This is a genomic window from Rhizobium sp. No.120 (assembly GCF_054558365.1).
This window is the reverse complement of the sequence record NZ_BAAJNQ010000001.1, coordinates 670,393-693,292: the sequence shown is the minus strand read 5'-3', so window position 1 is coordinate 693,292 and position 22,900 is coordinate 670,393. Positions and strand designations below refer to the sequence as shown.

At 59.2% G+C, this 22,900-nt stretch carries 20 protein-coding genes, 1 other RNA gene and 1 pseudogene; 15 read left to right on the top strand and 7 right to left on the bottom strand.

What is annotated here, in order from left to right:
• Nucleotides 1-233 precede the first annotated feature (233 nt).
• Together ACYJRZ_RS03425 and ACYJRZ_RS03420 are read left to right on the top strand one after the other, a co-directional pair.
• Nucleotides 234-761, top strand: coding sequence for an N-acetyltransferase family protein (locus ACYJRZ_RS03425; RefSeq protein WP_459456083.1), 528 nt, complete (start codon nt 234-236; stop codon nt 759-761).
• 12 nt (nt 762-773) lie between these two features.
• Nucleotides 774-1,217: a DMT family transporter gene (locus ACYJRZ_RS03420; protein WP_459456081.1), complete on the top strand. Its 444-nt coding sequence runs from the start codon at nt 774-776 to the stop codon at nt 1,215-1,217.
• Here ACYJRZ_RS03420 and ACYJRZ_RS03415 read toward each other — a convergent pair.
• The gene (locus ACYJRZ_RS03415; RefSeq protein WP_459456079.1) at nt 1,214-2,134 is read right to left on the bottom strand and encodes a thymidylate synthase; all 921 of its coding nucleotides are present in this window, start codon (nt 2,132-2,134) and stop codon (nt 1,214-1,216) included. The genes ACYJRZ_RS03420 and ACYJRZ_RS03415 overlap by 4 nt on opposite strands.
• A 181-nt stretch (nt 2,135-2,315) precedes the next feature.
• On the opposite strand from ACYJRZ_RS03415, the gene ssrA reads away from it, so the two are divergent.
• The 4 genes from ssrA to ACYJRZ_RS03395 all read left to right on the top strand — a co-directional run bounded on the left by ssrA (nt 2,316) and on the right by ACYJRZ_RS03395 (nt 3,884).
• Nucleotides 2,316-2,686: a transfer-messenger RNA gene (gene ssrA / locus ACYJRZ_RS03410) on the top strand.
• A gap of 118 nt (nt 2,687-2,804) precedes the next feature.
• Nucleotides 2,805-3,317 (top strand): SspB family protein, encoded by a 513-nt coding sequence (locus ACYJRZ_RS03405; RefSeq protein ID WP_459456077.1) that lies wholly within the window; start codon nt 2,805-2,807, stop codon nt 3,315-3,317.
• Nucleotides 3,318-3,372: 55 nt separating this feature from the next.
• Nucleotides 3,373-3,567, top strand: a complete 195-nt coding sequence (locus ACYJRZ_RS03400) for a DUF4169 family protein (protein WP_459456075.1) — start codon at nt 3,373-3,375, stop codon at nt 3,565-3,567.
• 104 nt (nt 3,568-3,671) lie between these two features.
• Nucleotides 3,672-3,884, top strand: coding sequence for a ribbon-helix-helix domain-containing protein (locus ACYJRZ_RS03395; RefSeq protein ID WP_459456073.1), 213 nt, complete (start codon nt 3,672-3,674; stop codon nt 3,882-3,884).
• 76 nt (nt 3,885-3,960) lie between these two features.
• On the opposite strand, the gene ACYJRZ_RS03390 is transcribed toward ACYJRZ_RS03395, so the two are convergent.
• Nucleotides 3,961-7,668: an AsmA family protein gene (locus tag ACYJRZ_RS03390; RefSeq protein ID WP_459456071.1), complete on the bottom strand. Its 3,708-nt coding sequence runs from the start codon at nt 7,666-7,668 to the stop codon at nt 3,961-3,963.
• A gap of 243 nt (nt 7,669-7,911) precedes the next feature.
• Entirely contained in the window at nt 7,912-9,324 is a 1,413-nt protein-coding gene (locus tag ACYJRZ_RS03385; RefSeq protein WP_459456069.1) for an FAD-binding oxidoreductase, read from the bottom strand.
• A 344-nt stretch (nt 9,325-9,668) separates the two neighbouring features.
• Between ACYJRZ_RS03385 and ACYJRZ_RS03380 the strand changes: the two genes are divergently transcribed.
• From ACYJRZ_RS03380 to ACYJRZ_RS03365, 4 genes are all read left to right on the top strand, one after another.
• Nucleotides 9,669-10,448, top strand: a complete 780-nt coding sequence (locus ACYJRZ_RS03380) for a transporter substrate-binding domain-containing protein (RefSeq protein WP_459456929.1) — start codon at nt 9,669-9,671, stop codon at nt 10,446-10,448.
• Between the two features lie 63 nt (nt 10,449-10,511).
• Nucleotides 10,512-11,183: an amino acid ABC transporter permease gene (locus ACYJRZ_RS03375; RefSeq protein ID WP_459456067.1), complete on the top strand. Its 672-nt coding sequence runs from the start codon at nt 10,512-10,514 to the stop codon at nt 11,181-11,183.
• On the top strand, nt 11,180-11,839 hold the full coding sequence (locus ACYJRZ_RS03370) for an amino acid ABC transporter permease (protein ID WP_113332945.1): 660 nt from the start codon (nt 11,180-11,182) through the stop codon (nt 11,837-11,839). The genes ACYJRZ_RS03375 and ACYJRZ_RS03370 overlap by 4 nt, the downstream gene beginning before the upstream one ends.
• Entirely contained in the window at nt 11,817-12,542 is a 726-nt protein-coding gene (locus ACYJRZ_RS03365) for an amino acid ABC transporter ATP-binding protein (protein WP_459456064.1), read from the top strand. The genes ACYJRZ_RS03370 and ACYJRZ_RS03365 overlap by 23 nt, the downstream gene beginning before the upstream one ends.
• 15 nt (nt 12,543-12,557) lie before the next feature.
• Here ACYJRZ_RS03365 and ACYJRZ_RS03360 read toward each other — a convergent pair whose 3' ends face one another.
• Complete coding sequence (locus tag ACYJRZ_RS03360; protein ID WP_459456062.1) at nt 12,558-13,445, bottom strand: AraC family transcriptional regulator; 888 nt, start codon at nt 13,443-13,445, stop codon at nt 12,558-12,560.
• A 14-nt stretch (nt 13,446-13,459) separates the two neighbouring features.
• Here ACYJRZ_RS03360 and ACYJRZ_RS03355 point away from each other — a divergent pair, with 14 nt between their 5' ends.
• The gene (locus tag ACYJRZ_RS03355; protein WP_459456061.1) at nt 13,460-13,867 is read left to right on the top strand and encodes a DUF2000 family protein; all 408 of its coding nucleotides are present in this window, start codon (nt 13,460-13,462) and stop codon (nt 13,865-13,867) included.
• A gap of 59 nt (nt 13,868-13,926) precedes the next feature.
• Here ACYJRZ_RS03355 and ACYJRZ_RS03350 read toward each other — a convergent pair whose 3' ends face one another.
• Entirely contained in the window at nt 13,927-14,595 is a 669-nt protein-coding gene (locus ACYJRZ_RS03350) for an OmpA family protein (protein ID WP_459456059.1), read from the bottom strand.
• 316 nt (nt 14,596-14,911) lie between these two features.
• A complete protein-coding gene (locus ACYJRZ_RS03345; RefSeq protein ID WP_459456927.1) occupies nt 14,912-15,886 on the bottom strand; it encodes a flagellin N-terminal helical domain-containing protein in 975 nt (324 codons plus the stop codon).
• Nucleotides 15,887-16,409: 523 nt separating this feature from the next.
• On the opposite strand from ACYJRZ_RS03345, the gene ACYJRZ_RS03340 reads away from it, so the two are divergent.
• Complete coding sequence (locus tag ACYJRZ_RS03340) at nt 16,410-18,863, top strand: ATP-dependent helicase (protein WP_459456057.1); 2,454 nt, start codon at nt 16,410-16,412, stop codon at nt 18,861-18,863.
• Nucleotides 18,864-19,025: 162 nt separating this feature from the next.
• On the opposite strand, the pseudogene ACYJRZ_RS03335 reads toward ACYJRZ_RS03340, so the two are convergent.
• A pseudogene (locus ACYJRZ_RS03335) lies at nt 19,026-19,761 on the bottom strand (SDR family oxidoreductase).
• 243 nt (nt 19,762-20,004) lie between these two features.
• On the opposite strand from ACYJRZ_RS03335, the gene ACYJRZ_RS03330 reads away from it, so the two are divergent.
• The 3 genes from ACYJRZ_RS03330 (at nt 20,005) to pncA (ending at nt 22,837) form a co-directional block, all read left to right on the top strand.
• Nucleotides 20,005-20,535: a TetR/AcrR family transcriptional regulator gene (locus ACYJRZ_RS03330; RefSeq protein ID WP_459456055.1), complete on the top strand. Its 531-nt coding sequence runs from the start codon at nt 20,005-20,007 to the stop codon at nt 20,533-20,535.
• 283 nt (nt 20,536-20,818) lie between these two features.
• Nucleotides 20,819-22,102 carry an L-fucose:H+ symporter permease gene (fucP, locus tag ACYJRZ_RS03325; protein WP_459456053.1) on the top strand — a complete coding sequence of 428 codons (1,284 nt, stop codon included), beginning with the start codon at nt 20,819-20,821 and terminating at the stop codon, nt 22,100-22,102.
• Between the two features lie 111 nt (nt 22,103-22,213).
• Nucleotides 22,214-22,837: a bifunctional nicotinamidase/pyrazinamidase gene (gene pncA / locus ACYJRZ_RS03320; RefSeq protein WP_459456051.1), complete on the top strand. Its 624-nt coding sequence runs from the start codon at nt 22,214-22,216 to the stop codon at nt 22,835-22,837.
• Nucleotides 22,838-22,900 lie beyond the last annotated feature (63 nt).

The following is a 22,900-nucleotide window of genomic DNA, read 5'->3' as shown; positions in this document are numbered from 1 at the left end:
GCACAGGTCTCGGCAGTATGGAAAAGAAGTGCAGCTTCACTCAAATAGTAGCTTAACTATTGAAAATTCTGCATATTTTATTGCAGTTGCCGAGATACAAACCATCGGCAGCGTTTTGTTTTCCTGGATTTTCGTAATAATATAGTAGACAGATATGGAAATCGGTGTATGACAGGATAGAGCAACAAAACACATATTCATCCAATTTAGTGGATGCCCTACGGAGCCAACCAATGCAAATTCGCGATGCGAGAGACGAGGATCTCGCGGGGATAACCGCGATCTACAATGATGCAGTCGCCAATACCGCCGCGATCTGGAACGAAACGCTGGTCGATATCGCCAATCGCCGGCAGTGGCTGCAGGATCGGCATAAGCTCGGTTATCCCGTGCTAGTAGCCACAGACGATCGCGGCGACGTCATTGGCTATGCCTCGTTCGGCGACTGGCGCGCCTTCGACGGCTACCGGCATACGGTCGAGCACTCCGTCTACGTCCGCAACGATCAATATCGCGGCGGCATCGGCAAGGCGCTGATAATCGAATTGATCGAGCGTGCTCAGGCGATCGGCAAACATGCGATGGTTGCGGGCATCGAGGCAGGCAATGAGGCTTCGATCCGGCTGCACGAGAAGCTCGGCTTCCAGCAGGTCGGCCTTCTGCCACAGGTCGGCACGAAGTTCGGACGCTGGCTCGATCTGGCATTTCTCCAGCTCCTGCTCGATCAACGCACAGAACCGGACAGCAAGCCAACAGTCTGAGGCTCAAACATCATGCCGATCACGGTGGCAACGCTCATTCTCGCCGGCATATCGCTGGTTCTGCAGAACGCGCTGATGGTGCGGATCACCCAGTCAGTGTCTACCGTGCTGATCACGCTGGTCATCAACTCCTCGGTCGGGCTGACCGCATTGCTTGCGATCCTGATTTCCCGCAACGGCCTCGCCGGCCTTGCGGAAGCGGCCGGCGCAATCAGGCCATGGGCCTTGCTGCCGGGCCTGCTCGGCTCGTTCTTCGTCTTTGCAGGTATCCTCGGATATCAACGGCTCGGCGCGGCCCCCACCATCGCCGTGCTCGTCGCAAGCCAGCTCCTGGCCGGCCTGGCATTCGACGCCGCCATCTCCGGAAAGACAATGCCCAGCTTCAGCCTATGGCAGCTTGTCGGAGCATTGCTGCTCGTCAGCGGCGCCGTCCTCGTTGCTGGTCGAAACGCCTAAACCGCGACTTCGGCCGCGATCGCCGCATGTGGTTCATACCCCAGAACCTCGAAATCCTCGATACGATAATCATCTATGCTGTCCGGATGGCGCAGCAAACGCAAGGTCGGGAACGGCTTAGGTTCGCGGCTGAGCTGTTCGCGAATGGCATCCAGATGATTGAGATAGAGGTGGACGTCTCCGCCCGACCAGACGAGCTCGCCCATATCCATATCGACCTGCTGCGCGACCATGGCGAGCAAAACCGCCTGCTGGCAGATGTTGAAGGGATTGCCCAGGAATAGATCGCAGGAGCGCTGGAAGACCATCAGGCTGAGACGCGGACGCTTGCCCCCGTCGGCCGAGATGTTCGATACGTGGAACTGATAGACCATATGGCAAGGATGCAGCGCCATATCGGCAAGCTCGCCGACATTCCAGGCGTGGAAGATCATGCGGCGGCTGCTGGGATTGGTCTTGAGATCCTTGATAACAGCGGCAAGCTGGTCATGCACGCGGCCTTCGGCATCGCGCCATTGTCGCCATTGCTTGCCATAGACCGGGCCGAGATCGCCCCATTGCAGAGCAAAGGCCTCGTCCTCCAAGATACGCTTCTCAAAAGCAACCTGATCGATCTCCTCGCCCGTGGCCTTGCGATATTTGGCGAGCGGCCAATCGGTCCAGATCCGCACATTTTCCTTCAGCAGATTGCGGATATTGGTGTCGCCGGTCAGAAACCAGAGCATCTCCTTGACGGCGAGTTTCCAATAAACCCGCTTCGTCGTGAAGATCGGAATCTGCCCCTTTGAGAGATCGAAGCGCATCATCGCGCCGAGACCGCTCAAGGTGCCGACGCCGGTGCGATCGATGCGGCGATCGCCACGCTCCAGCAGATGCGCCATCAGGTCGAGATATTGATACTCCGGGTGACGAGCCATCTTCCGCTCCGAAATCGCTTGAATTTTTCGGCCGCAAGGCTGCCCTACAGCGGCCTGCCGATTCCTTTCTTGCAATTCTAATGACAAGCCGCTGCGAAACCAACCGCGGCCAAGCGTAATTCAGGCAAATCTCGCTGCCTTGCGGGCAAACCGATGTTTCCGCGAAGCATTTATGACAATTGCCCTTCCCTTCGCCTGCGGAAAACACTATATCAGCCTTGCCGGTCTTCGGGCCGGCTATGGCGATAAATGAGCGGTGTAATAAACCTATTGGACCCGGGGGCGGTACCCGGCGCCTCCACCAAAAACCGGCCGGCAAGACTGGCGTCAGACCGGCTTTTGATGGGGGCGAAACAGGATCGACAAGGGTGTAAAGATCGACTTTTCGCTCGGCATTGTACCGCCGTTATCGGGCTAAAATTGTAGTTGCAAACGACAACTATGCGGAAGCTCGTCTCGCTGCTTAATCGCGGTGTGGCACTTCAAATAAAGTCCTAAGGGGTCGCACTCTTAGGCGGGGTTCGAAGGCACCTGGCAACAGAAGCCTTCACCTTCTTCTCCAGTGCTATATTATAGATCGACACGCGGTGACTCGCGCATAGGGCTTTTCCGGCGCCGTTCAGCGTGGCATAAGCCTATAAAAAGCATGGCCAACGAAAGACAGGAAAGCATGGGGCAGGATCATATCCGCTACGACATTTTGGCACAGGACGCCCTGCGAGGAGTAATCCGCAAGGTGCTGACCGAGGTCGGCGCTACAGGCCGCCTGCCCGGTGACCACCATTTCTTTATCACTTTTCTGACCGGCGCCCCCGGTGTGCGCATTTCGCAGCACCTGAAGGCGAAGTATCCCGAGCAGATGACTATCGTTATCCAGCACCAGTTCTGGGATCTGAAGATCAGCGAAAGCCAGTTCGAGATTGGCCTCTCCTTCTCTGACGTTCCGGAAAAGCTGGTCGTTCCCTTCAACGCCATCCGCGGTTTCTACGATCCCTCCGTCAATTTCGAATTGGAATTCGACGTGCCGCTCGCCGACGAAGAAGAGGAGACGTCCTCCGGCGAAATCACGGCCTATCCGGTGCCGGTCGAAGGCGAGGAACCGACGGCGACTGCAGCCAAAGAAGGCGAGGAAAAGAAGCCGGGATCGGTCGTCTCCCTCGACGCGTTCCGCAAGAAGCAATAGTCATTGGAGGGAAGCATTCGCTTCCCTTTTTCATATCGGCAATGGGAAGAGATCGATGAGCGCCGAAATCGTCAACCTGCGCCAGTTTCGTAAGAAGCAGGCCCGCTCGGACAAGGAAAAGCAAGCGGAGCAAAACCGCATCGCCTTCGGACGGACCAAGGCTGAGAAGAAGCTGACGACAACGCTTAACGAAAAGACCGCAAAGGCGCACGAGGCCGGCCGAATCGAAACCAATAAGACCGAAGACTAATTTGGGTGTTGAGATAAAAAACTTCAGAAATCAGTTGCTTACTTCCGCATTTTGAATCACTTTCAGAAATATCCCGCCATTTCCGATTTTTGATCGATCCGCCGATGATCCGTAAACATTCCGCGACGCTGCATGGCCATCGCACGAGCTTTTCCCTTGAGGATGCCTTCTGGGCAGAACTGAAGGCTATCGCCAATGCGCGTGGAACCTCACTCGCCGCGCTGATCTCCGAGATCGACGATGGCCGCGAAGCCGGCAGCAACCTCTCCTCTGCGCTTCGCCTCTACGTTCTCAAATGGCTGAAGGATCGCCACTGAGGGGTCGCAGAGTGGCTCACGAGGATGTCGTGAGCGCTTCACCTACCAGATGCGAATCGATCCATAACTTCCTGGTTTACTGGGCAACTCCCGGCAGCTCATTGAAATTCAAAGGTGCCGGCGGATGCTGCGCTTCGGCCTTGGCTCGCGCATCGGCAGCCGCCTTGGCCTTGGCCGCTTCCTCCGCCGCCTGCTTCGCGCGCACCTCTTCCTCCGCCTGCTTCTGAGCGGCCGCCTGCTGGGCTAAATTGCGTAACCGTTCTTCTTCTGCACGACGTTGCTGCTCGATGGCGGCGTCGCGCTGGCGCTGAGCCTCGCGCACGCCGGCCACATATTTATAGAGCCCCACTTCACGGCGCAGCCGCTGCTTTTCAAGCACATTAGCCTGCAAGCGCTCCACTCGTCGGCGCTCGCGCTCGAATGCGCGAACCGACAGGAAGCTGGTGACGTCAGTGATATCCATCGTCCGGCCAGGTGCGGAGAGCGGTCCGGCGAAATCGAGACGCAAGGCCGGTTCCGCCCCACTCTGCGCTTCCGCGCCAGCATTGAAATCGATGCCGAGAGAGCCGCGCATGCGCTCATCCGGCAGGCTGATTTCAGCATTGCCCGAAAGCTTTGCTAGATCATTGCTGGCGGCGATATTGGTTGCCCGCACCACGCCCGCGGAAATGTTGAAAGGGATGCTCGTCGCTGGAAGGGCCGCTTCGCCATTATTGAGCAGCGTCTGCACGATCGGCAGCACCTTAGCGGCGGTAACATCACCCTGAACCTGATCCGTCGCCGAAAGCAGCGGCGGCAGGATGGAAAGATTGAGGCCCCGCACATGCGTCTCGCCGAGCTTGATTTCGCCCGAACCGCTGGCGTTGGCTGCAAGATCGGCAATGCTCTTGCCACTCGCTTCCGCGTTCATTGCAAGACCGAAGCGGCCGGTCGCAAGCGGCGCTCCATCGCGCTGCCAGGCAACAGTCGCAAGATCGCCATTGGCGAGGCTGAGCTTTGTCTGCAGCAGGCCCGTACCATCGGAATTGGCGAACATCGCGCTTCCGGTGAGCGTACCGCCGCTCCAGCCGCCCGCCAGATCGTTCAACCGCAGTTCCTCGCCCTTATAGGCCGCATTGGCGGTGAAATTCGAAATGAGGCCGAAGATGCCGGGCCATACCTGCTTTGCCGAAAGTTTGACGCCGATATCCATGCCGCTGAAGGCCGGAAGGCCGAGCTTGTCCTTGTTGAGTACGCCCGTCTTCGGATCGCTAATCGGCCCATAGATGGACTCCGCGAGCCATTCAAAATCCAGCTTATCGACTGTCAGCTCGCCCGATGCCTTCAAATTCGGAGCCTTCCGATCGACGGTCAGCGTGCCGGACAGGTTGTTGTCGGCAAACAACCCCTTCATATCCGAAAATACGATCTTGTCCGGGTTCAGCGCGGCATGTGCCTGGAACTTCAGCGGCAAGCCGGCACCCATCTGGGGAACACCGATGCCGTTCATTACGAAATAAGGATCGATATCAGCGCTTTCGAGCGATAGCGATATGTTGCCATTGAGGAAGGTTGAAGGACGGACATCCACCTTGCCGTTTGCAGTGAACGACGTCTTGTCGGTCGCAAAGGTCAGCGCGGCATCGGCCGGATCGGTACCGGTTGCAGACACTTTCAGCGTCAGACGACCATTGGCATCAGCTTCGACGGGCAACGGATCGAGACCCGCCTGGCCGAACAGGATCGACGTCACCGAATTTTCGAGCGTTCCCTCGAGCGTCGTTGTGCCCTTGCCCGTGAAAGCCGAAAGATCCGACATGCGATAATCGAAATTGACGCGGCTGCCGTTGGAAACGCCAGCAAGCGTCACCGTCAGCGCATTGTCCTGATCCCCGCCGAGCGTCACCGCCCCGCGAAGAGCCGTATTTCCATACCATGCGGCATTGCGCACCAACCGGTCCATGACGGGGTGATGCGGCAGATGCTGGCGCAGCATTTCGAAGAACGGCCCGGGATCGGCGGCCTTGAAGGTGATCTCGCCCGATCCTTTGTAGTCGGAAGGCGAGCCGTCGGCGCGGCCGGTTGCGGTAATTTCGGCACCGGCGACATTGCGCACGGAAAGCTTATCGATCGTCAGGGCGCCGTCGGCGATGGAGAAGGACGTATCGACATTCTCTGCCGGCACGCCGAAGGCCATGAATTTTTCAGCCTGCAGATGCGCAGTGATCCGATGATCGAAGAGGGATTCTCCGCTATCCTGGCCGGTGAAGAGCCCGGTCAGCGCCCTCAGCGCGTCTAAGTCGAGAGCATCGCCGGTTAGATCGACGGCAAGCTTTGCCGGGCTCTTGTCCGTCCCGTTCTGGCGATCGATACGGCCTTTCAGCGTGGCCGGACCGATTGCGATCTCAAGATTTTCGAAGCGCTGCTCGTCATGCTTCAGGCTGACATCAGCGGAGAAACCGGCCTGACGCAGCTGGCGTATCGCCGGGTCGACGGAGCCCACAAGCCATGAGGCCAATCCCGACGGCTGGTTGGAAGCAACGACCAGATTGCCGATGAAATTCGGCTCGCCCATCAGCATCAGATTGCCGCGAGCTTCGACCTGCGTGCGACCGGGCATGGTGCCGATCGCATGATCGATCTTCCATCCCGTTCCCGCCGGTTCGAGATCGAGCTGCACGTCGCGTATGGTTGTGTCACCCGCCACGATCGCCGGCAGCCGGAAGGTCGCCTTGCCGGGAACCTGTGGTACCGGGATTTCAGCCGCAATCGCAATCAGAGTGTTCAGGCGCTGATGCGCCGAGATTGCCGGGTTGCGATTGGTCTTGCCGTTCGTGCCCTTATTATTGCCGAGACGGTTGACGTCGATCTGCTGTCCATCGGCTGTCAGCAGGAATTCCGGCTTGGAACCTGTATCCAGCGTCGCCTCGCCGGTAACGACGTAAGGATCGTCATCGGCACCGACTTCAAGGCGGTATTCGGGAACGCGAATGCGGTCATTCGTCAGCTCGAAACGGCCCTTGATACGCGGTTGCGCCTTCTGGTCGACAGAATCGCGCGTCTGCTTGTCGTTGACCCCGGCTGTGAAGGAGCCCATGTAATCGGGCTTACTGTTGACGAGTTTCAACTCGCCGTCTAGGTCGACGTTAAGCGGATGGCGATCCGGCATCAGCCGGGTGCGGACGCGCAAGACGCCGTTGTCGTCAGGCTGGCTGCTGGAAACGGTGAAATTGCCATGCTCGTTGTCGAGCGCCCCATCACCCTCGATCCGCCAAGGGCCGGCAAGCGATCTGGCCGACATCTGTGCGTTCAGGCCGGTGACATGCCGGGTCCTGCCCGTCTGCTCGTCGATGAAGAGAATATCGCCGTCTTCGACATGAACGCTTTCGAGCACGACGGACTTTGCGGGAATTTCCGGCCGGCTGCCGCGCATCCAATCGAGCGTGCCATCCTTCAGCAGCCGCAGCCGTACCTTGGGCTTGGACACCCGCATATCGAAGATCAGCGCTTCCCCGGAAAGGAAAGGCGCAAGTTCCGCATCCATGGAGAATTCGGCCACCTGCACCAGCGGCGTGCCATCAGCCTCCTGGCCGACACGGACATCGTGCAGCGTCACCGACGGGAACGGCAGAAGACGGGCATCGACCGTGCCGTGAACGGTCACCTTCTTACCGATAATGAGGCTTGCCTGTTCTTCGAAATTCTTGCGAAAATCGGTCCAGTCTATGAAGAGCGGAGCGAGCAGCGCTAGGAACAGCACCGCCACGAGCAATCCACCCAGAAAAACCAGGACCCTACCTAACAACGCGTATCGTCTCCAATCTTCATTCCCAACATATGCAGGCGTCGCTTGTCAGAGCGCACACGACATAAGTTAGACTATGCACGGTTCTACCCGATCTCCGCCTGTCACAGCCGCTTTTTTCAGGAGATATGCCCCATCTAGCGCATGTCAGTGGCTTTTCATGGCAAAAACCGGAAAAGTGCGGATGCAGCCTAGCGTCATTCGCGGCTGTAGCAAGCCAAGATCATGAAAATATTCCATCTTTCAGTGCCTGCGGAATATCTTCCCTGGATTGAAAATGCCGTCCGGATCGAGCGACTCCTTGATTTGACGCATCAGATCGACCGCATCGCCGAGTTCCTGCTCCAGAAATGCCATCTTCCCCTGCCCTATGCCATGTTCGCCGGTGCATGTGCCATCCATGGCAAGCGCGCGTGCATTGAGACGCGCGACGAACTCCTCGACGACGGCGATCCCTTCCGCGGTCTTATCGTCGAACAGGACGAGCACATGGAAATTGCCGTCGCCCGCATGGCCGACGATCGGTGCCAGCAGGCCATGCGCCTCGATATCGGCCTGGGTTTCCGCGACGCATTCGGCAAGGCGTGAGATCGGCACGCAGACATCTGTCGATAGCGCAGCCAGCTCCGGCGCCAGCGCGCGGCAGGCCCAATAGGCGTCATGACGGGCTTTCCAGAGCTTGTTGCGCTCTTCCGCATTGCTTGTCCAAAGGAATTCACCGCCGCCGCATTCGGCTGCGATCTCGGCAAATTGTGCCGACTGCAGCGCAACAGTTTCGTCGGTGCCATGAAATTCAAGGAAGAGAGTCGGCTTCTCGTCGTAGGTTAGGCCGGAATAGCGGTTGCAGGCCCGCATCTGCATGGCATCGAGCAGCTCGATGCGCGCGACGGGAACACCCATCTGGATGGTCATGATGACGGCATCGGAAGCCGCCTTGATATCCGGAAAAGCGCAGGCGCCGCCGGCGATCTTCTGCGGAATGCCCTGAAGGCGCAGCGTGATCGAAGTCAGCACGCCGAGCGTGCCTTCGGCTCCGACAAAGAGCCGTGTCAGATCGTAACCGGCGGATGATTTCTTCGCGCGTCGAGCGGTGCGGATTTCCTCGCCATTGGCAGTCACCACGGTCACGGACAGAACATTGTCCTTCATCGTGCCGTAGCGCACGGCATTGGTGCCCGATGCGCGCGTCGATGCCATGCCGCCGATCGAGGCATTGGCGCCGGGATCGATCGGAAAAAACAAGCCGGTATCGCGCAAGTAGGTATTAAGCTGCTCGCGGGTGACGCCGGGCTCGACCGTGCAATCCAGATCCTCGGCATTGACCTCGAGAATACGGTTCATGCGGCTGAAATCGATGGAAATGCCGCCTTGGGGCGCATTCACCTGTCCCTCCAGCGAAGACCCGGTACCAAAAGGAATGACAGGAACCTTGTGTTCGGCACATGCCTTGACGACAGTCCGCACGTCCTCGCTCGTTTCGGCAAAGACCACGCCGTCCGGCAGCTGCGATGGAATATAGGTGGTGGTATGGGCGTGCTGCGCGCGAAAACTTTCACCGGTCTGGAAACGCTCACCGAAAGCCTGCTTCAGAATACCGAGAACGGCGGATATGCCGGCCTCGTTGCGCGTTCCCGCCTTTGCATCAGCCAAAACCATAATCTGAATCTCCCATCGCGGTCATCAAGGGCGTTAACCCTCGACTGGTTCTATGAGGCATTTGGGGCGGCGCTGTCCAGTGATGAAAACGAGCTGCTATCGCGTATAAGTTCAAGTTTCGTGCGATTGATCAAAGGTGTGACGATCGTTCGACGGAAAAAGCATCGCGGCAGAATTCTGCCTATATTTTAATCAACTCCTCCCTTCAACGATCACCGGGCAATCACTTTCATCCATCTCGCAACACTGCGGGCAGTCTTCCGTCGACTGGCATATGTCTTGCCTTGCGCCTTGCAGCTTTCATACAGCCACGATTGGAAGGACATTCGATGAAGCGCAGACAAATGCTCATGGCACTCGGAATTGCGATGCTGGCAATGGGGACGATTTCCGCCCCTGGCGCAGCTCGGGCGGATGCCTTGAGCGACATAACCTCGCGCGGCACGCTCCGCGTCGCCGTCCCGCAGGACTTTCCGCCCTTCGGCAGCGTCGGCACGGACATGGCGCCGATGGGCTATGACATCGACATGGCCAATCTGATCGGCGAAAAACTTGGTGTGAAAACGGAACTTGTCCCGGTCACCAGCGCCAACCGCATTCCCTATCTGCAGACGAACAAGGTGGATCTGGTGATCTCGAGCCTCGGCAAGAATCCAGACCGAGAAAAGGTCATCGATTTCTCTCAAGCCTATGCCCCGTTCTTCAACGGCGTCTTCGGCCCCGGCGACGTCGCGGCAGCAAAGCCGGAGGAGCTTTCCGGCAAGACGATCGGCGTCACCCGCGGCGCGATCGAGGATCTGGCATTGACCAAGGTTGCACCGCAAGATGCGACAATCAAGCGCTACGAGGACAATAACGGCACCATCTCCGCCTTTCTGTCCGGACAGGTCCAGCTGGTTGCCACCGGCAATGTCGTCGCGGCGGCCATTCTCGCCAAGAACCCGCCGAAGAAGCCCGAGATGAAATTCCTCATCACCAACTCTCCCTGCTTCATCGGCCTGAACAAGAACGAGCCGGCATTGCAGAAGAAGGTCGACGACATCGTTGCCGCCGCCAAGGCGGACGGGACACTGAACAAGATGTCGCAGAAGTGGCTGGGCGCCGACCTGCCGGCCGGCTTCTGATCAACGCAGGACCGATCGTGCCGTGATTCTGCGGCATGATCGGTCCGAGCGAGGCTTTCTCCCATGCGCTATCATTTCGATTTCGGCTGGCTTGCCGAATACTATCCTACGCTGATCAAGGGCATTCTCGTCACGGTGGAGCTGACCCTTATCGGTGCCGTGCTTGGCATTCTCCTCGGAATTGCCTGCGCCTGGGCGCGTGCACTCGGTCCCAGATGGCTCAAACCCTTCGTGGCCGCCTATGTCGAGCTCATCCGCAATACGCCGTTTCTAATCCAGCTCTTCTTCATTTTCTTCGGTCTACCGGGCATCGGCGTTCAGATGAACGAGATGACCGCCGCCAATCTCGCAATGATCATCAATCTCGGCGCCTATAGTTGCGAGATCATCCGCGCCGGCATACAGGCAACGCCGCGCGGGCAGTTCGAAGCCGGCGCCAGCCTTGCCATGACCCGGTTCGAAACCTTCCGGCATGTCATCCTCGTTCCGTCCCTGCAGCGCATCTGGCCGGCACTGTCGTCGCAAGTCGTCATCGTCATGCTCGGCTCCTCTGTCGTCTCGCAGATCGCCGCCGAGGATCTGACCTTCGCCGCAAACTTCATCCAGTCGCGTTCTTTCCGCGCCTTCGAAGCCTATTTCGTCTCCACGGCGATCTACCTCGCGCTGGCGGTCCTGCTTCGACAGGTACTCGCGGTCGTGGGCAAGATGATCTTTCCACGCAGGGTCCGCCAATGATCCAATTCACCACATGGGATATTCTGCGCGGCCTGCTCCTGGCCGCACGCTGGACGGTATTGCTGTCGCTCGTCTCGTTCGCCGGCGGTACCATCGTCGGCGCAATCCTGCTGTTCCTTCGCATCGGCAAGGCCAAGGCCGGCCGCATTGCGGTCAGATATTTCGTCGAGCTGTTCCAAGGCACGCCGCTGCTGATGCAGCTCTTCCTTGCCTTCTTCGGTCTCGGGCTCTTCGGTATAGACGTTCCGGCCTGGCTGGCAGCCGGCGTCGCGCTCACCCTCTGGTCATCAGCCTTCCTGACCGAAATCTGGCGCGGCTGCGTCGAGGCTGTGGCCAAGGGCCAATGGGAAGCATCGGCAAGTCTCGGGATGGGCTATCTGCAGCAGATGCGCTACGTCATCCTGCCCCAGGCGCTGCGCATCGCCGTGCCGCCGACGGTCGGCTTCTCCGTGCAGGTCGTCAAGGGCACGGCCCTGACCTCCATCATCGGCTTCGTCGAGCTGTCGAAGGCCGGCACCGTCATCACCAACGCGACCTTCCAGCCATTCACCGTCTACGGCTTTGTCGCGCTCATCTATTTCGCCCTGTGCTGGCCACTGTCGAAAAGCAGCCAGATCCTGGAGAGGAAGCTCAATGTCGCTCATCGAAATCACTGAAGTCCGCAAGAGCTTCGGCACCAACGAAGTCCTGAAGGGCATCAACCTCGATGTCGAGCCCGGCGAAGTCATCGCCATTATCGGCAAGAGCGGTTCGGGAAAATCGACGCTGCTGCGCTGCATCAATGGGCTGGAAACGATCAATGACGGCTCGATCTCCGTCGCGGGCGCACAGCTACTGCCCGACGACCTTCATCTGAAGGCGCTCCGGCTGAAGGTCGGCATGATCTTCCAGCAGTTCAATCTCTTCCCGCATCTGAGCGCGGGACGCAACGTCATGCTCTCGCAGATGGTCGTCAAGAAGACCGCCAAGGCCGAAGCCGAGGCGGTGGCGCGGCGCATGCTCGATCGCGTCGGCCTTGGGCACAAGTTCGACGCCTATCCGGATGAACTCTCCGGCGGCCAGCAGCAGCGCGTCGCCATCGCGAGAGCGCTCGCCATGCAGCCGATCGCACTGCTCTGCGACGAAATCACCTCCGCGCTGGACCCGGAGCTGGTCGCGGAAGTTCTCGCGGTCGTACGCGAGCTGGCAAGCGAAGGCATGACGCTGCTGATGGTGACGCACGAGATGAAATTCGCGCGGGACGTCTGCTCGCGCGTCGTCTTCATGCACCAGGGTCGTGTGCACGAAATCGGCCCGCCCGGCAAAGTCTTCGCCAATCCGCAAACGCCGGAGCTCAAGCAGTTCCTCGGCCTTCATTGAGAGGGGCAATCCCGGCTAACCGGTTCTTTGAACCATGTTGTTCCAAGCACCTGGAGCAATGCCGAATGCCTTCTTGAAATGCCGGGTGAGATGGCTCTGATCGGCAAAGCCAGTTGCGGCGGCCACTTCCGCGATCGGCTGCCCCGCGCCGATCATCGCCTTTGCCTGTTGCAACCGCCGCATCAGTAGGAACCGGTGCGGGCTTGTTGCAAAGGCGGCGCGGAAATGCCGCGCAAGCGCAAAGCGATCAAGACCGGTGATGCGCTCCAATTCCTGCGAGCGCACACCCCGCGTGACATGCGCCTCGAGATAGTCCCGCGCAGTCTTCACCTGCCCCCAAGCAATGCTGCCCAAGGGCCGTTGCGGCAAACGGGCATGCTGGACAAGTCCGTCGGTGAGCCGCGAGACGAAATCGTCGACGAAGAGCTCATCCAGCTCGCGATCGAGCTCGCCAAGCGCCGCGAGCAACAAGCCGGCGAGACGATTGTCCTCCACCACGGGGTCATCGACGAAAGGCAGGCCGACACGCGCCAACTCAAGGCATTGAAACAGCACCGATGGTTCCAAATACAGCATCCGGTACACGAGGCCATCCTCGGTCGCGGCTCCGCCGTCATGCAGTTCGTCCGGATGAAGGATGATCACCCGCCCGGGCAGGCTGTAGCGCTGTTCGCCGCGATAGCGGAATGTCTGCACGCCGCGCATGGTGACGCCGAGCGCATAGGTATCGTGCCGGTGCAGTTCGAAGGCATCGCCGCGAAACTGCGCCTGAATGCGTTCGATGCCCGGATAGGCAGGCGCGGACAGGATGCGATTGCTCTCCGGCGTCACGCACAAACGTTCAAGACCCTCGAAGATCTGTCCGGCTACATCCTCGTGCAATGTCCCATTTCCAGACTGCATGAAAGTGACCATCGATGTTCGATACCAAAATCGCGATCGTTCTGCGAAGCGACCTTCAATCCTGGCAAAAGCTGAATGTAACGGCCTTCCTGTCGACAGGCATAGCTGGACAAAATCCCGATATCATAGGCGAAGCCTATCGCGATCGCACCGGCAACGTCTACAACGCATTGTCGATCCAGCCCATCATCGTGCTCACGGCCGATAAGGAGAGCATAGCCGCCATCCATCGCCGCTCGCTGGAGCGAGGCGTCATGTCTTCCATCTTTATAGAAGAAATGTTTTCAACCGGGCATGACGCGGCCAACCGCGCCGTCTTTTCCGAATTCGCGCCGGAAGATGCCAAGGTCGTCGGCATCGCCTTGCGCGCCGACAGGAAAATCGTCGACAAGATCACCAAGGGCGCGAGCATGCATGCGTGATCGGACGCGCAAAGAAAACGGCCGGATCGCGAGACCCGGCCGTTTTTGTTCGGAAAGGCTTAGCCGTTCTGCGTGATCGGTGCGATCTGGATCTCGACGCGGCGGTTCTGCGCGCGGCCAGCCTCCGTCGCGTTCGTTGCAACCGGCTGCGAGGGACCGAAGCCGATGGCCGACATGCGGCGCTGATCGATACCCTGGCTGCCGAGATAGGACGCAACCGATCCGGCGCGGCGTTCGGACAGATCCTGGTTATGCTGCAGGCTGCCGGTCGAATCCGTATGGCCGTTCACGTCGATCAACGTGCGGTTGAACTTGCGCAGCACGATCGCGACGGAATTGAGCGTCGGGAAGAATTCCGGCTTGATCGCATCCTGGTCGACGTCGAAGGTGATTGCCGACGGCATGTTCAGGATGATGCGGTCGCCGACGCGGGTCACCGAGACGCCGGTGCCCTGCAGCTGCGCACGCAGCTCGGATTCCTGCTGGTCCATGTAGTTGCCGATGCCCGCACCTGCGAGCGCACCGACGCCCGCGCCGATCAGCGCTGCATTGCGGCGCGAGGCCGGCGAGTGACCGATCAGAAGACCGGCGACAGCGCCGACACCGGCACCGATCGCTGCACCGCCGGCCGTATTGGAAACTTTCTGCTCCCCCGTATAGGGATCGGTGGTCGTGCATGCGTTCAAAAAGGCTGCCGCTAGGGCAAGAATGGCAATTCTCTTGATCATGGAATCATCGCTCTCCGGTTCGATGGCCGCAGCAGATATGAAGCATTGCGGCAATATCGTGAAGAGAAATCTATAACGCCCTTATATCTTTGGGATAGAAGCGACTTTCGGCAACAATCTTTCAATATCTCGCGTGAGCCATCGAATACATAATAGACATCAGGCCCCAGAACATTGCAAAGCCGAGCCATATCACCATCGCATTGACGTTCCCTCTGAGAGCACCGCGAACACTCCAGCCAAGCGAAAAAACGGCTAAAGCCACCGAGGCGATTAGGATACGCATAACTCTGCCTTTTATGATTTTGGTTGGCTCTCAAAGATTCTGGAAAAGCTGCAAAGTCGTGTTGTAGCTTGCATTGGCGATCGAGAGAGATTGCAGCCCAAGTTGTTGCTGAGCCTGCAGCGCCAGAACTTTGCTCGATTGCTGCTCCATATCGGCATCGACAAGCTTCCCGACACCGCTGGTCAAGGAATCGCTCAGTCTCTTGGCGAACTCGGTCTGAAGATCGATGCGCGATTCGAGAGAGCCGAAGGCAGATCCGATCGTCTTGAGCTGGTTCAACATTCCCGTCACTGTGTTGACCATGTCGGCGATGGCTCCCTGCGTGGTGTTGGCATCGAGCGAGATCTCCACCTGGCCGCTCGTATTGCCGTTCTGGCTGCTGACGAGCACATAATTCCTCGCGGCCCCAACCTCGGTCGCGAAAGACGTCGAAGTCAGCACGCCATATCCGCCGGAGCCGCTCGACTGATCATCGATCAGATAACGAGCGTCGGCTGAGGTGATCGGGCCTGTCGTCGATCTCACACCGGCATAGCTCAGCATGCCGATCGCGACTGTCCCGTTGCTGCCGCGGATCAGCGAACCCGGCACTTCGTGCGGATCCGTGGGATTGGCGCCGTCCCGCAGCACGGTCCAGTTGACGCCATTGAAGGTCGCGGACTCTCCGATGCTGCGCAGCTGCTGTTTCAGCTGCGTGATTTCATCATTGAGTTTAGTCTTGTCGACGCTGGTCTCATAGGCACTGACAAGCTTCGTCCTGATCTCGGTCACGACATCGATCGCGCTGCCGACACCCGTGGAAGCCGTGCCGACGGTCGAGGCGGCTAGACCCAGCGCGTCCTGAACCGACGAAATCGCCCCGACGTCAGTATGCGTCAAGGTCGAGATTTTCCAGTACGTAGCATTGTCTCTGGCCGTTTGAACCCGCAGGCCGGACGACATCTGTCGTTCGGCATTACCCAGCTTAGCCTGGGTGTCCCTCAGCACTTCCAGCGCTGTATTCATAGAGGGACTGACCCTGATGAAGGTCGAAAAAATACTCACAGCACATGAACTCCGAACGCAACAATACGCAACACATACAGGGAGACATCGGAACCTTGCCGCGGGCGCTCATGCGCGCGGGCCGATTGGGTCGGCAAACGGGAGCCAGGCAAAAACAACACCTGAGCTCTGGCGGTTACATATCGCCATGATTAGCAAACATGCTTAAAAATGCGCTAAGAACAACGCATAATTCACCATAATTAGGCGCCGGCCCATACGTGGCTCGGCGCAACATGCTCGCCCCATTTCCGCAGCGCGAGGATTGGCAAGCGTCGTGCGCAGCGCCGAGTCGATATGTTTGGCACGAAAGAAGTGTAATCCTCAGACAGACAACGACACGTTTTATCTGTTTGTCGGCATGTCCGCTCCACCGCGGAAAACGCGTCTCGAACGTGCGTTAAGAGCTGCAAATGTGCACTTTTTGTTCTAATTTCGGCCCGTTTCTTTTGCCTTTCGGGGTAGAATCATTACATTGGGCCGCATGACCATTGGACATGACGACATTCCCTTCTTTGACGAGGAGCCGGAGCACACCGCACCGCGCCGTTCTGCGCCGGCTGCCGGCAGCATTGCGGCCCGCGCCATGGCTGCACGTGACAACGGCCGCCGGCCCGATTATCTTTCCGGCCTCAATGCCGAACAGGCGGAAGCCGTGGAAACACTCGACGGCCCCGTGCTGGTGCTTGCCGGCGCCGGCACCGGCAAGACGCGCGTCCTGACGACGCGGATCGCCCATATCCTCTCCACCAACCGCGCCTTCCCCAGCCAGATTCTCGCTGTCACCTTCACCAACAAGGCAGCCCGCGAGATGAAGGAGCGTATCGCGCTGCTCGTTGGCGGCGCAGTCGAAGGCATGCCCTGGCTCGGCACCTTCCACTCGATCGGCGTCAAGCTTTTGCGCCGTCATGCCGAGCTGGTGGGCCTCACCTCCAGCTTCACCATTCTCGATACCGACGATGTTGTCCGCCTGATCAAGCAGCTGATCCAGGCCGAAGGGCTCGACGACAAGCGCTGGCCGGCCAAGCAGTTTGCCGGCATGATCGACACATGGAAGAACAAGGGCCTGAGCCCCGCCGATATTCCGGAAGGTGACGCCCGCGCCTTTGCCAACGGCAAGGGCCGCGAGCTTTATGCCGCCTACCAGAACCGCCTGAAGACGCTGAACGCCTGCGATTTCGGCGATCTCCTGCTGCATCCGATCAATATATTCAGGCAGAATCCCGATATCCTCAAGGATTATCACCAACGCTTCCGCTATATCCTGGTCGACGAGTATCAGGACACCAACACGGCACAATACATGTGGCTGCGCCTGCTGGCACAGCGGCAGAAGGGCGAGCCGCAGAATGTCTGCTGCGTCGGCGACGACGACCAGTCGATCTATGGCTGGCGCGGTGCGGAAGTAGACAACATCCTGCGCTTCGAGAAGGATTTTCCGGGCGCCAAGGTCATCAAGCTCGAGCGCAACTATCGCTCCACAGAGCATATTCTCGGTGCCGCCGCGCATCTGATCGCCCATAATGAGGGCCGGCTCGGCAAGACACTGTTCACCGATCGCTCCGACCCCGACGACATCAAGGTGCAGGTGCACGCCTCCTGGGATTCCGAGGAGGAAGCGCGCGCGATCGGCGAAGAGATCGAGCAGCTCCAGCGCAACAAGCACAATCTCAACGACATCGCCATCCTCGTGCGCGCCTCCTTCCAGATGCGCGAGTTCGAAGACCGTTTCGTCACGCTCGGCCTGAACTATCGCGTCGTCGGCGGTCCGCGCTTCTACGAGCGCCTCGAAATCCGGGACGCCATGGCCTATTTCCGCCTGGTCTGCCAACCGGCCGACGATCTCGCTTTCGAGCGCATCATCAATACGCCGAAACGCGGTCTCGGCGACACCACCGTCCGCACGCTACATGATTACGCCCGCGTGCGCGATATCCCGATGCTGGCGGCAGCGGCCGATATCATCGAGACGGATGAGATGAAGCCGAAGGCGCGCAAGGCGCTATTCGACGTCGTGCAGTCCTTCCGCCGCTGGCAGGGCCTGCTCGAAAACACGCCGCATACCGATCTTGCCGAGCAGATTCTCGAAGAGTCCGGCTATACGGACATGTGGAAGAACGACAAATCAGCAGAAGCGCCGGGACGACTTGAAAACCTGAAGGAGCTCATCCGCTCCATGGATAGCTTCGAATCCATGCGCGGCTTCCTTGAGCACGTCGCCCTCGTCATGGATGCCGAGCAGAACGAAAATCTCGACGCCGTCTCCATCATGACGCTGCACTCCGCTAAGGGTCTGGAATTCGACACGGTGTTCCTGCCCGGTTGGGAGGAAGGCCTCTTTCCGCATCAGCGCTCGCTCGATGAAAGCGGTCGCGCCGGCCTTGAGGAAGAGCGCCGCCTCGCTTATGTCGGCATCACCCGCGCCAAGCGCCGCTGCCACATCTGGTTCGTTTCCAATCGCCGCATCCACGGCCTATGGCAATCCACGATCCCTTCCCGCTTTCTCGACGAACTGCCGGAAACGCACGTTCAGGTCGCCGAAGTCGAGCAATCCTATGGCGGATACGGCCGAGGCGGCTACGGCCAGTCCCGTTTCGACAAGGCCGATCCCTTCGCCAACAGCTACTCCACGCCAGGCTGGAAACGCGCCCAGGCCAACCGCAACGACGCGACCCGCGACAACTGGGGCAGCCGCTCCGGCCACGCCGTCGAACGCATCGGCTACGGCGAAAGCGGCCCGAAAGTGCGCACCATCGACGGCGAGCTGGTGGCCAAATCCACCTCCTCCGAACCCTCCAAATTCGCCATCGGCGACCGCGTCTTCCATATCAAATTCGGTAACGGCAATGTGTCGGAGATCGAGGGCAACAAGCTGACGATCGAGTTTGATCGAGCGGGGCAGAAGCGCGTGCTGGACGGGTTTGTGGAGAGGGTTTGATCTGTAAGGTCGTCTGGTTTGGGACCAGAGGGTGGCGACGATCTTCGGCCTGGACTTGACTCGCTTGGGCCTCCTCACTTCCCACACACGCCGTCATCCTCGGGCTTGACCCGAGGATCCACACATAAGCCCGCAAAGGCTTATGCGCCCTCACCCACGATCTCAGTTACGCCCGCCATTTGCCCTGATTCTGACCATTGACCCAACCGCTCTGCGGCTCGGCGAGAAATGATACGATCTGAGCGATGTCCTCCGGCAGTCCGAGGCGCCGGAGCGGAATGTCGTTTATCAGCCGCTGGATCAGCGCTTCAGACCGCCCCTTGAACAGCAATTCGGTCGCGATCGGCCCCGGCGCGACCGCATTGACCGTGACACCGCGTGTGCCGAGTTCCTTGGCTAGGATATGGGTCATAGCCTCCACCGCCGCTTTGGTCGCCGCGTAGACGCCATTACCGGGGGAATAGTGACCGATGATACTCGTAGAAAGATTGATGATGCGGCCAGCATCGCGCACCCGCTTCGCCCCTTCTCGCATCCCATTGAACGTGCCCGTCAGATTGACGGCGATTTGCTGCTGAAAATCCTCATCCGCAACCTCAGCCAGCGGCGAAAATTTGCTGATGCCCGCATTGTTGACGAGCACGTCGACCCTGCCGAACTCTGCTTCGGTGCGGTCGAACAATGCCGTTACTGCCGCGGCATCGCTAACATCGGCACGGATTGCAATCGCGCGGCCGCCTGCCGCCGTGATGCCGGCAACAACATCGGCGGCCTCTCCGGAACTCGATACGTAATTGACGACGGTCTGAAAGCCGTCCGCGGCAAGCTGCCTCGCAATGGCGGCGCCGATGCCCTTGGATGCGCCGGTTACGATTGCAGTTCTGATTTCACCGGACATGTATTTATCTCCTTTGTCCTTGCGGCTCGATCAGTGTCGCGCAGGCCTCCAACACGCCGAGAAACTCAATCCCCGGATGTCGCGGGAGCTCTTGTGTCGTTGGGTCGCGAACCGTAATATGAGCGATAATTCGCTTTTTGCTACTCGCATTCCAGGGACATGTCCGAAAGCCCTCTCCATAGCCGCGCCGCGCCGAGAAAAGCGCCAAGACAAGCCCGCTCGCTCGCGACAGTTGAGGCGATCGTGGAGGCTGCAGCTCGCATTTTGGAGGAGCGCGGCCATGAGGCCTTCTCCACCAATGCCGTCGCGGAGAAGGCCGGTGTCAGCGTCGGCTCGCTCTATCAGTATTTTCCACGCAAGGATGCGCTGATCGGAGCCTTGATCCTGCGCGAGACTTCCCGCCTCGTCGCAGAGGCGGAAATTGCCGCCGACAAGCCCACCGGCAGCGAGGCCTTGTCGGCGCTCATCCTCCCTTGCGTCGAGCAGCAGCTTCGCCGGCCAGCACTAGCCCGCTTGCTCGATTTCGAGGAAGCGCGGCTGCCGCTCGATGCCGCCACCGAAGCGGTCAAAAGGCGCTTCTTCGAGCTCACCCGCACCACCCTGCTGCGGCCGGATCTACCGCCGCAGGCCGATATCGATGTGGCGAGCCGCGATGTGGTCGCGATCATTAAGGGAATGGTCGATTCCGCCGGAGAACATGGCGAGACCAATAGATACCAGCTGGCTCTGCGCGTGAAACGCGCCGTTCTTGGCTATTTGCACAGCCTCGACTGACGTCGGCAGCGGCCCCGTTCGAATGTACCGCCCAAAAAGCCGTAAGGCATGGCTAGACATTCCGCCCTTGCAAGCGATTGCATTGCAGCATTGCAGAATCCGCATGCCTAGCAAGCTACCAATGATAATCCAATCGATTATATCGATTGAAGCGGCTTCGGGATTCTGCGTTTCCTGCGGAGGTCTCGGCAAGCCGCTGCCAGTTCTTCTTTCGGCCCGTTCGGGCTTTTTCGTCCGGCTCGAATCTCGAAGCCTGGTAACAACAAGAACCGAGGATAAAAAAGTGGCTGGCTCAGCAACAAGCTCTGCGCCCACCAGCGCCCGTGCGTCCGCACGCCAAGGCCAGGGCAATTACCAATTCGCGCTCATTGCACTCACCTCACTCTTTTTCATGTGGGGCTTCATTACCTGCCTGAACGACATTCTGGTCCCGCACCTGAAAAGCGTCTTTCAGCTCAATTACACGCAGGCAATGCTCATCCAGCTTTGCTTTTTCGGCGCATACTCCATCATATCGCTGCCTGCCGGCACGCTCGTGAAGCGCATCACCTATAAATGGGGCATCGTCGTCGGCCTTGCGATCGCGGCCGTCGGCTGCGCCCTGTTTATTCCTGCCGCCACCTACCGCGTCTACGCCCTTTTCTTGGGCGCGCTTTTCGTGCTCGCCACTGGCATCACGATCCTGCAGGTTGCCGCCAACCCCTATGTCACCGTATTGGGACCGCCGGATACGGCCGCCAGCCGCCTGAATCTGACGCAGGCCTTCAACTCGCTCGGCACGACGATTGCCCCCTACTTCGGCGCGATGTTGATCCTGTCTGCCGCGACTGTTGCAACCACCAACGCGACACCGGAACAGCTAGACGCCATGCGGCTTGCCGAAGCCGGCGCGGTCAAATTCCCCTATTTGCTCCTTGCCGCCGCTTTCCTGGTGCTCGCAGCCGTCTTTGCGGCGCTGAAACTTCCGGAAGTCGAGGATGAGGAGGCCATCGAGCCGATGCGCGGCGGCGGCTCTGCCTGGCAATATCGCCATCTCGTGCTCGGCGCTATCGGCATCTTTGTTTATGTCGGTGCGGAAGTCAGCGTCGGCAGCTTCCTGGTCAACTTCCTCAGCCAACCGGACATCGCCCATCTCTCCGAGGCCGATGCCGCCCATTACGTCTCTTATTTCTGGGGCGGCGCGATGGTCGGACGCTTCGTTGGCTCGGCAATCATGCGCCACATCGATGACGGCAAGGCGCTTGCTTTCAATGCTATCGCCGCGATGATCCTCCTGCTGGTGACGGTGCTGACGACGGGGCATGTCGCCATGTGGTCCGTGCTGGCGATCGGCCTGTTCAACTCTATCATGTTTCCGACGATCTTCAGCCTCGCGCTGCATGGTCTCGGCAAATATACGAGCCAGGGTTCCGGCATTCTGTGCCTTGCCATCGTCGGCGGCGCGATCCTGCCTGTTATCCAGGGCGGCCTTGCCGATACGATCGGCATCCACCTCGCCTTCCTGATGCCGATCATCTGCTACGTCTACATTGCCTTCTACGGCCTCAAGGGCCACAAGCCGGCATAGGCCCGTACAAACCATCGCGCCTCGCCGCCTTCCTCGGCGGGGCGTAAGGGGCTTGATCCGAAGCGCTTCGCTTGGCATCGTGCAGCGCAACAAAACGGAAGGACAGGCCTCATGAAAGCGCTGCTGCTCATTGATATCCAGAACGGCTTCTGCTCTGGCGGCAACCTTCCTGTCCCGGAGGGAGACCAGGTGGTGCCTGTCGCCAACCAACTTATCGACAGCGGCAAATACGATCTCATCGTCGCGTCACAGGATTGGCACCCGCCTGGTCACGGCAGCTTCGCCTCCTCCCATCCGGGCAAGAAGCCCTTTGAAATCGGCATGCTCTCGGGCAAGCCGCAGATGATGTGGCCCGACCACTGCGTCCAGAACAGCAAAGATGCCGAGTTCCATCCCGATCTCCATATCGGCTCAGTCGATTTTATCCAGCAGAAGGGCCAGAATCCCGCAGTCGATAGCTATTCCGCCTTCCGCGACAATGATCAGGCGGCGCTCACCGGCTTGGCCGCCTATCTGCGCAGCCAGGGCGTGACCAAGCTCGATATTTGCGGCTTGGCAACAGATTACTGCGTGAAATTCTCTGCCCTCGACGCCGTTGAAATGCTGCCCGGTGTCAACGTGCGTTTTATCGAGGACGCCAGCCGCGGCATCGACCCTGCCGGCGTCAAGGCGGCGATCGACGACATGCGAGCCCGTGGTGTTGCCGTGATCAGCAGCAAGGATGCGCTTGCGTAAAATCGCGCAAGTCCAGCTAAACCTTCTCTAAACAAAATGATGCAAGCTGTTCCCGATCAATGA

Bases quoted from the DNA above. Each gene is read 5' to 3' on its own strand.
- ACYJRZ_RS03425 (WP_459456083.1), top strand. From the start codon at position 234: ATGCAAATTCGCGATGCGAGAGACGAGGATCTCGCGGGGATAACCGCG.
- ACYJRZ_RS03420 (WP_459456081.1), top strand. From the start codon at position 774: ATGCCGATCACGGTGGCAACGCTCATTCTCGCCGGCATATCGCTGGTT.
- ACYJRZ_RS03415 (WP_459456079.1), bottom strand. From the start codon at position 2,134: ATGGCTCGTCACCCGGAGTATCAATATCTCGACCTGATGGCGCATCTG.
- ACYJRZ_RS03405 (WP_459456077.1), top strand. From the start codon at position 2,805: ATGGGGCAGGATCATATCCGCTACGACATTTTGGCACAGGACGCCCTG.
- ACYJRZ_RS03400 (WP_459456075.1), top strand. From the start codon at position 3,373: ATGAGCGCCGAAATCGTCAACCTGCGCCAGTTTCGTAAGAAGCAGGCC.
- ACYJRZ_RS03395 (WP_459456073.1), top strand. From the start codon at position 3,672: ATGATCCGTAAACATTCCGCGACGCTGCATGGCCATCGCACGAGCTTT.
- ACYJRZ_RS03385 (WP_459456069.1), bottom strand. From the start codon at position 9,324: ATGGTTTTGGCTGATGCAAAGGCGGGAACGCGCAACGAGGCCGGCATA.
- ACYJRZ_RS03380 (WP_459456929.1), top strand. From the start codon at position 9,669: ATGCTCATGGCACTCGGAATTGCGATGCTGGCAATGGGGACGATTTCC.
- ACYJRZ_RS03375 (WP_459456067.1), top strand. From the start codon at position 10,512: ATGCGCTATCATTTCGATTTCGGCTGGCTTGCCGAATACTATCCTACG.
- ACYJRZ_RS03370 (WP_113332945.1), top strand. From the start codon at position 11,180: ATGATCCAATTCACCACATGGGATATTCTGCGCGGCCTGCTCCTGGCC.
- ACYJRZ_RS03365 (WP_459456064.1), top strand. From the start codon at position 11,817: ATGTCGCTCATCGAAATCACTGAAGTCCGCAAGAGCTTCGGCACCAAC.
- ACYJRZ_RS03360 (WP_459456062.1), bottom strand. From the start codon at position 13,445: ATGCAGTCTGGAAATGGGACATTGCACGAGGATGTAGCCGGACAGATC.
- ACYJRZ_RS03355 (WP_459456061.1), top strand. From the start codon at position 13,460: ATGTTCGATACCAAAATCGCGATCGTTCTGCGAAGCGACCTTCAATCC.
- ACYJRZ_RS03350 (WP_459456059.1), bottom strand. From the start codon at position 14,595: ATGATCAAGAGAATTGCCATTCTTGCCCTAGCGGCAGCCTTTTTGAAC.
- ACYJRZ_RS03345 (WP_459456927.1), bottom strand. From the start codon at position 15,886: ATGAATACAGCGCTGGAAGTGCTGAGGGACACCCAGGCTAAGCTGGGT.
- ACYJRZ_RS03340 (WP_459456057.1), top strand. From the start codon at position 16,410: ATGACCATTGGACATGACGACATTCCCTTCTTTGACGAGGAGCCGGAG.
- pncA (WP_459456051.1), top strand. From the start codon at position 22,214: ATGAAAGCGCTGCTGCTCATTGATATCCAGAACGGCTTCTGCTCTGGC.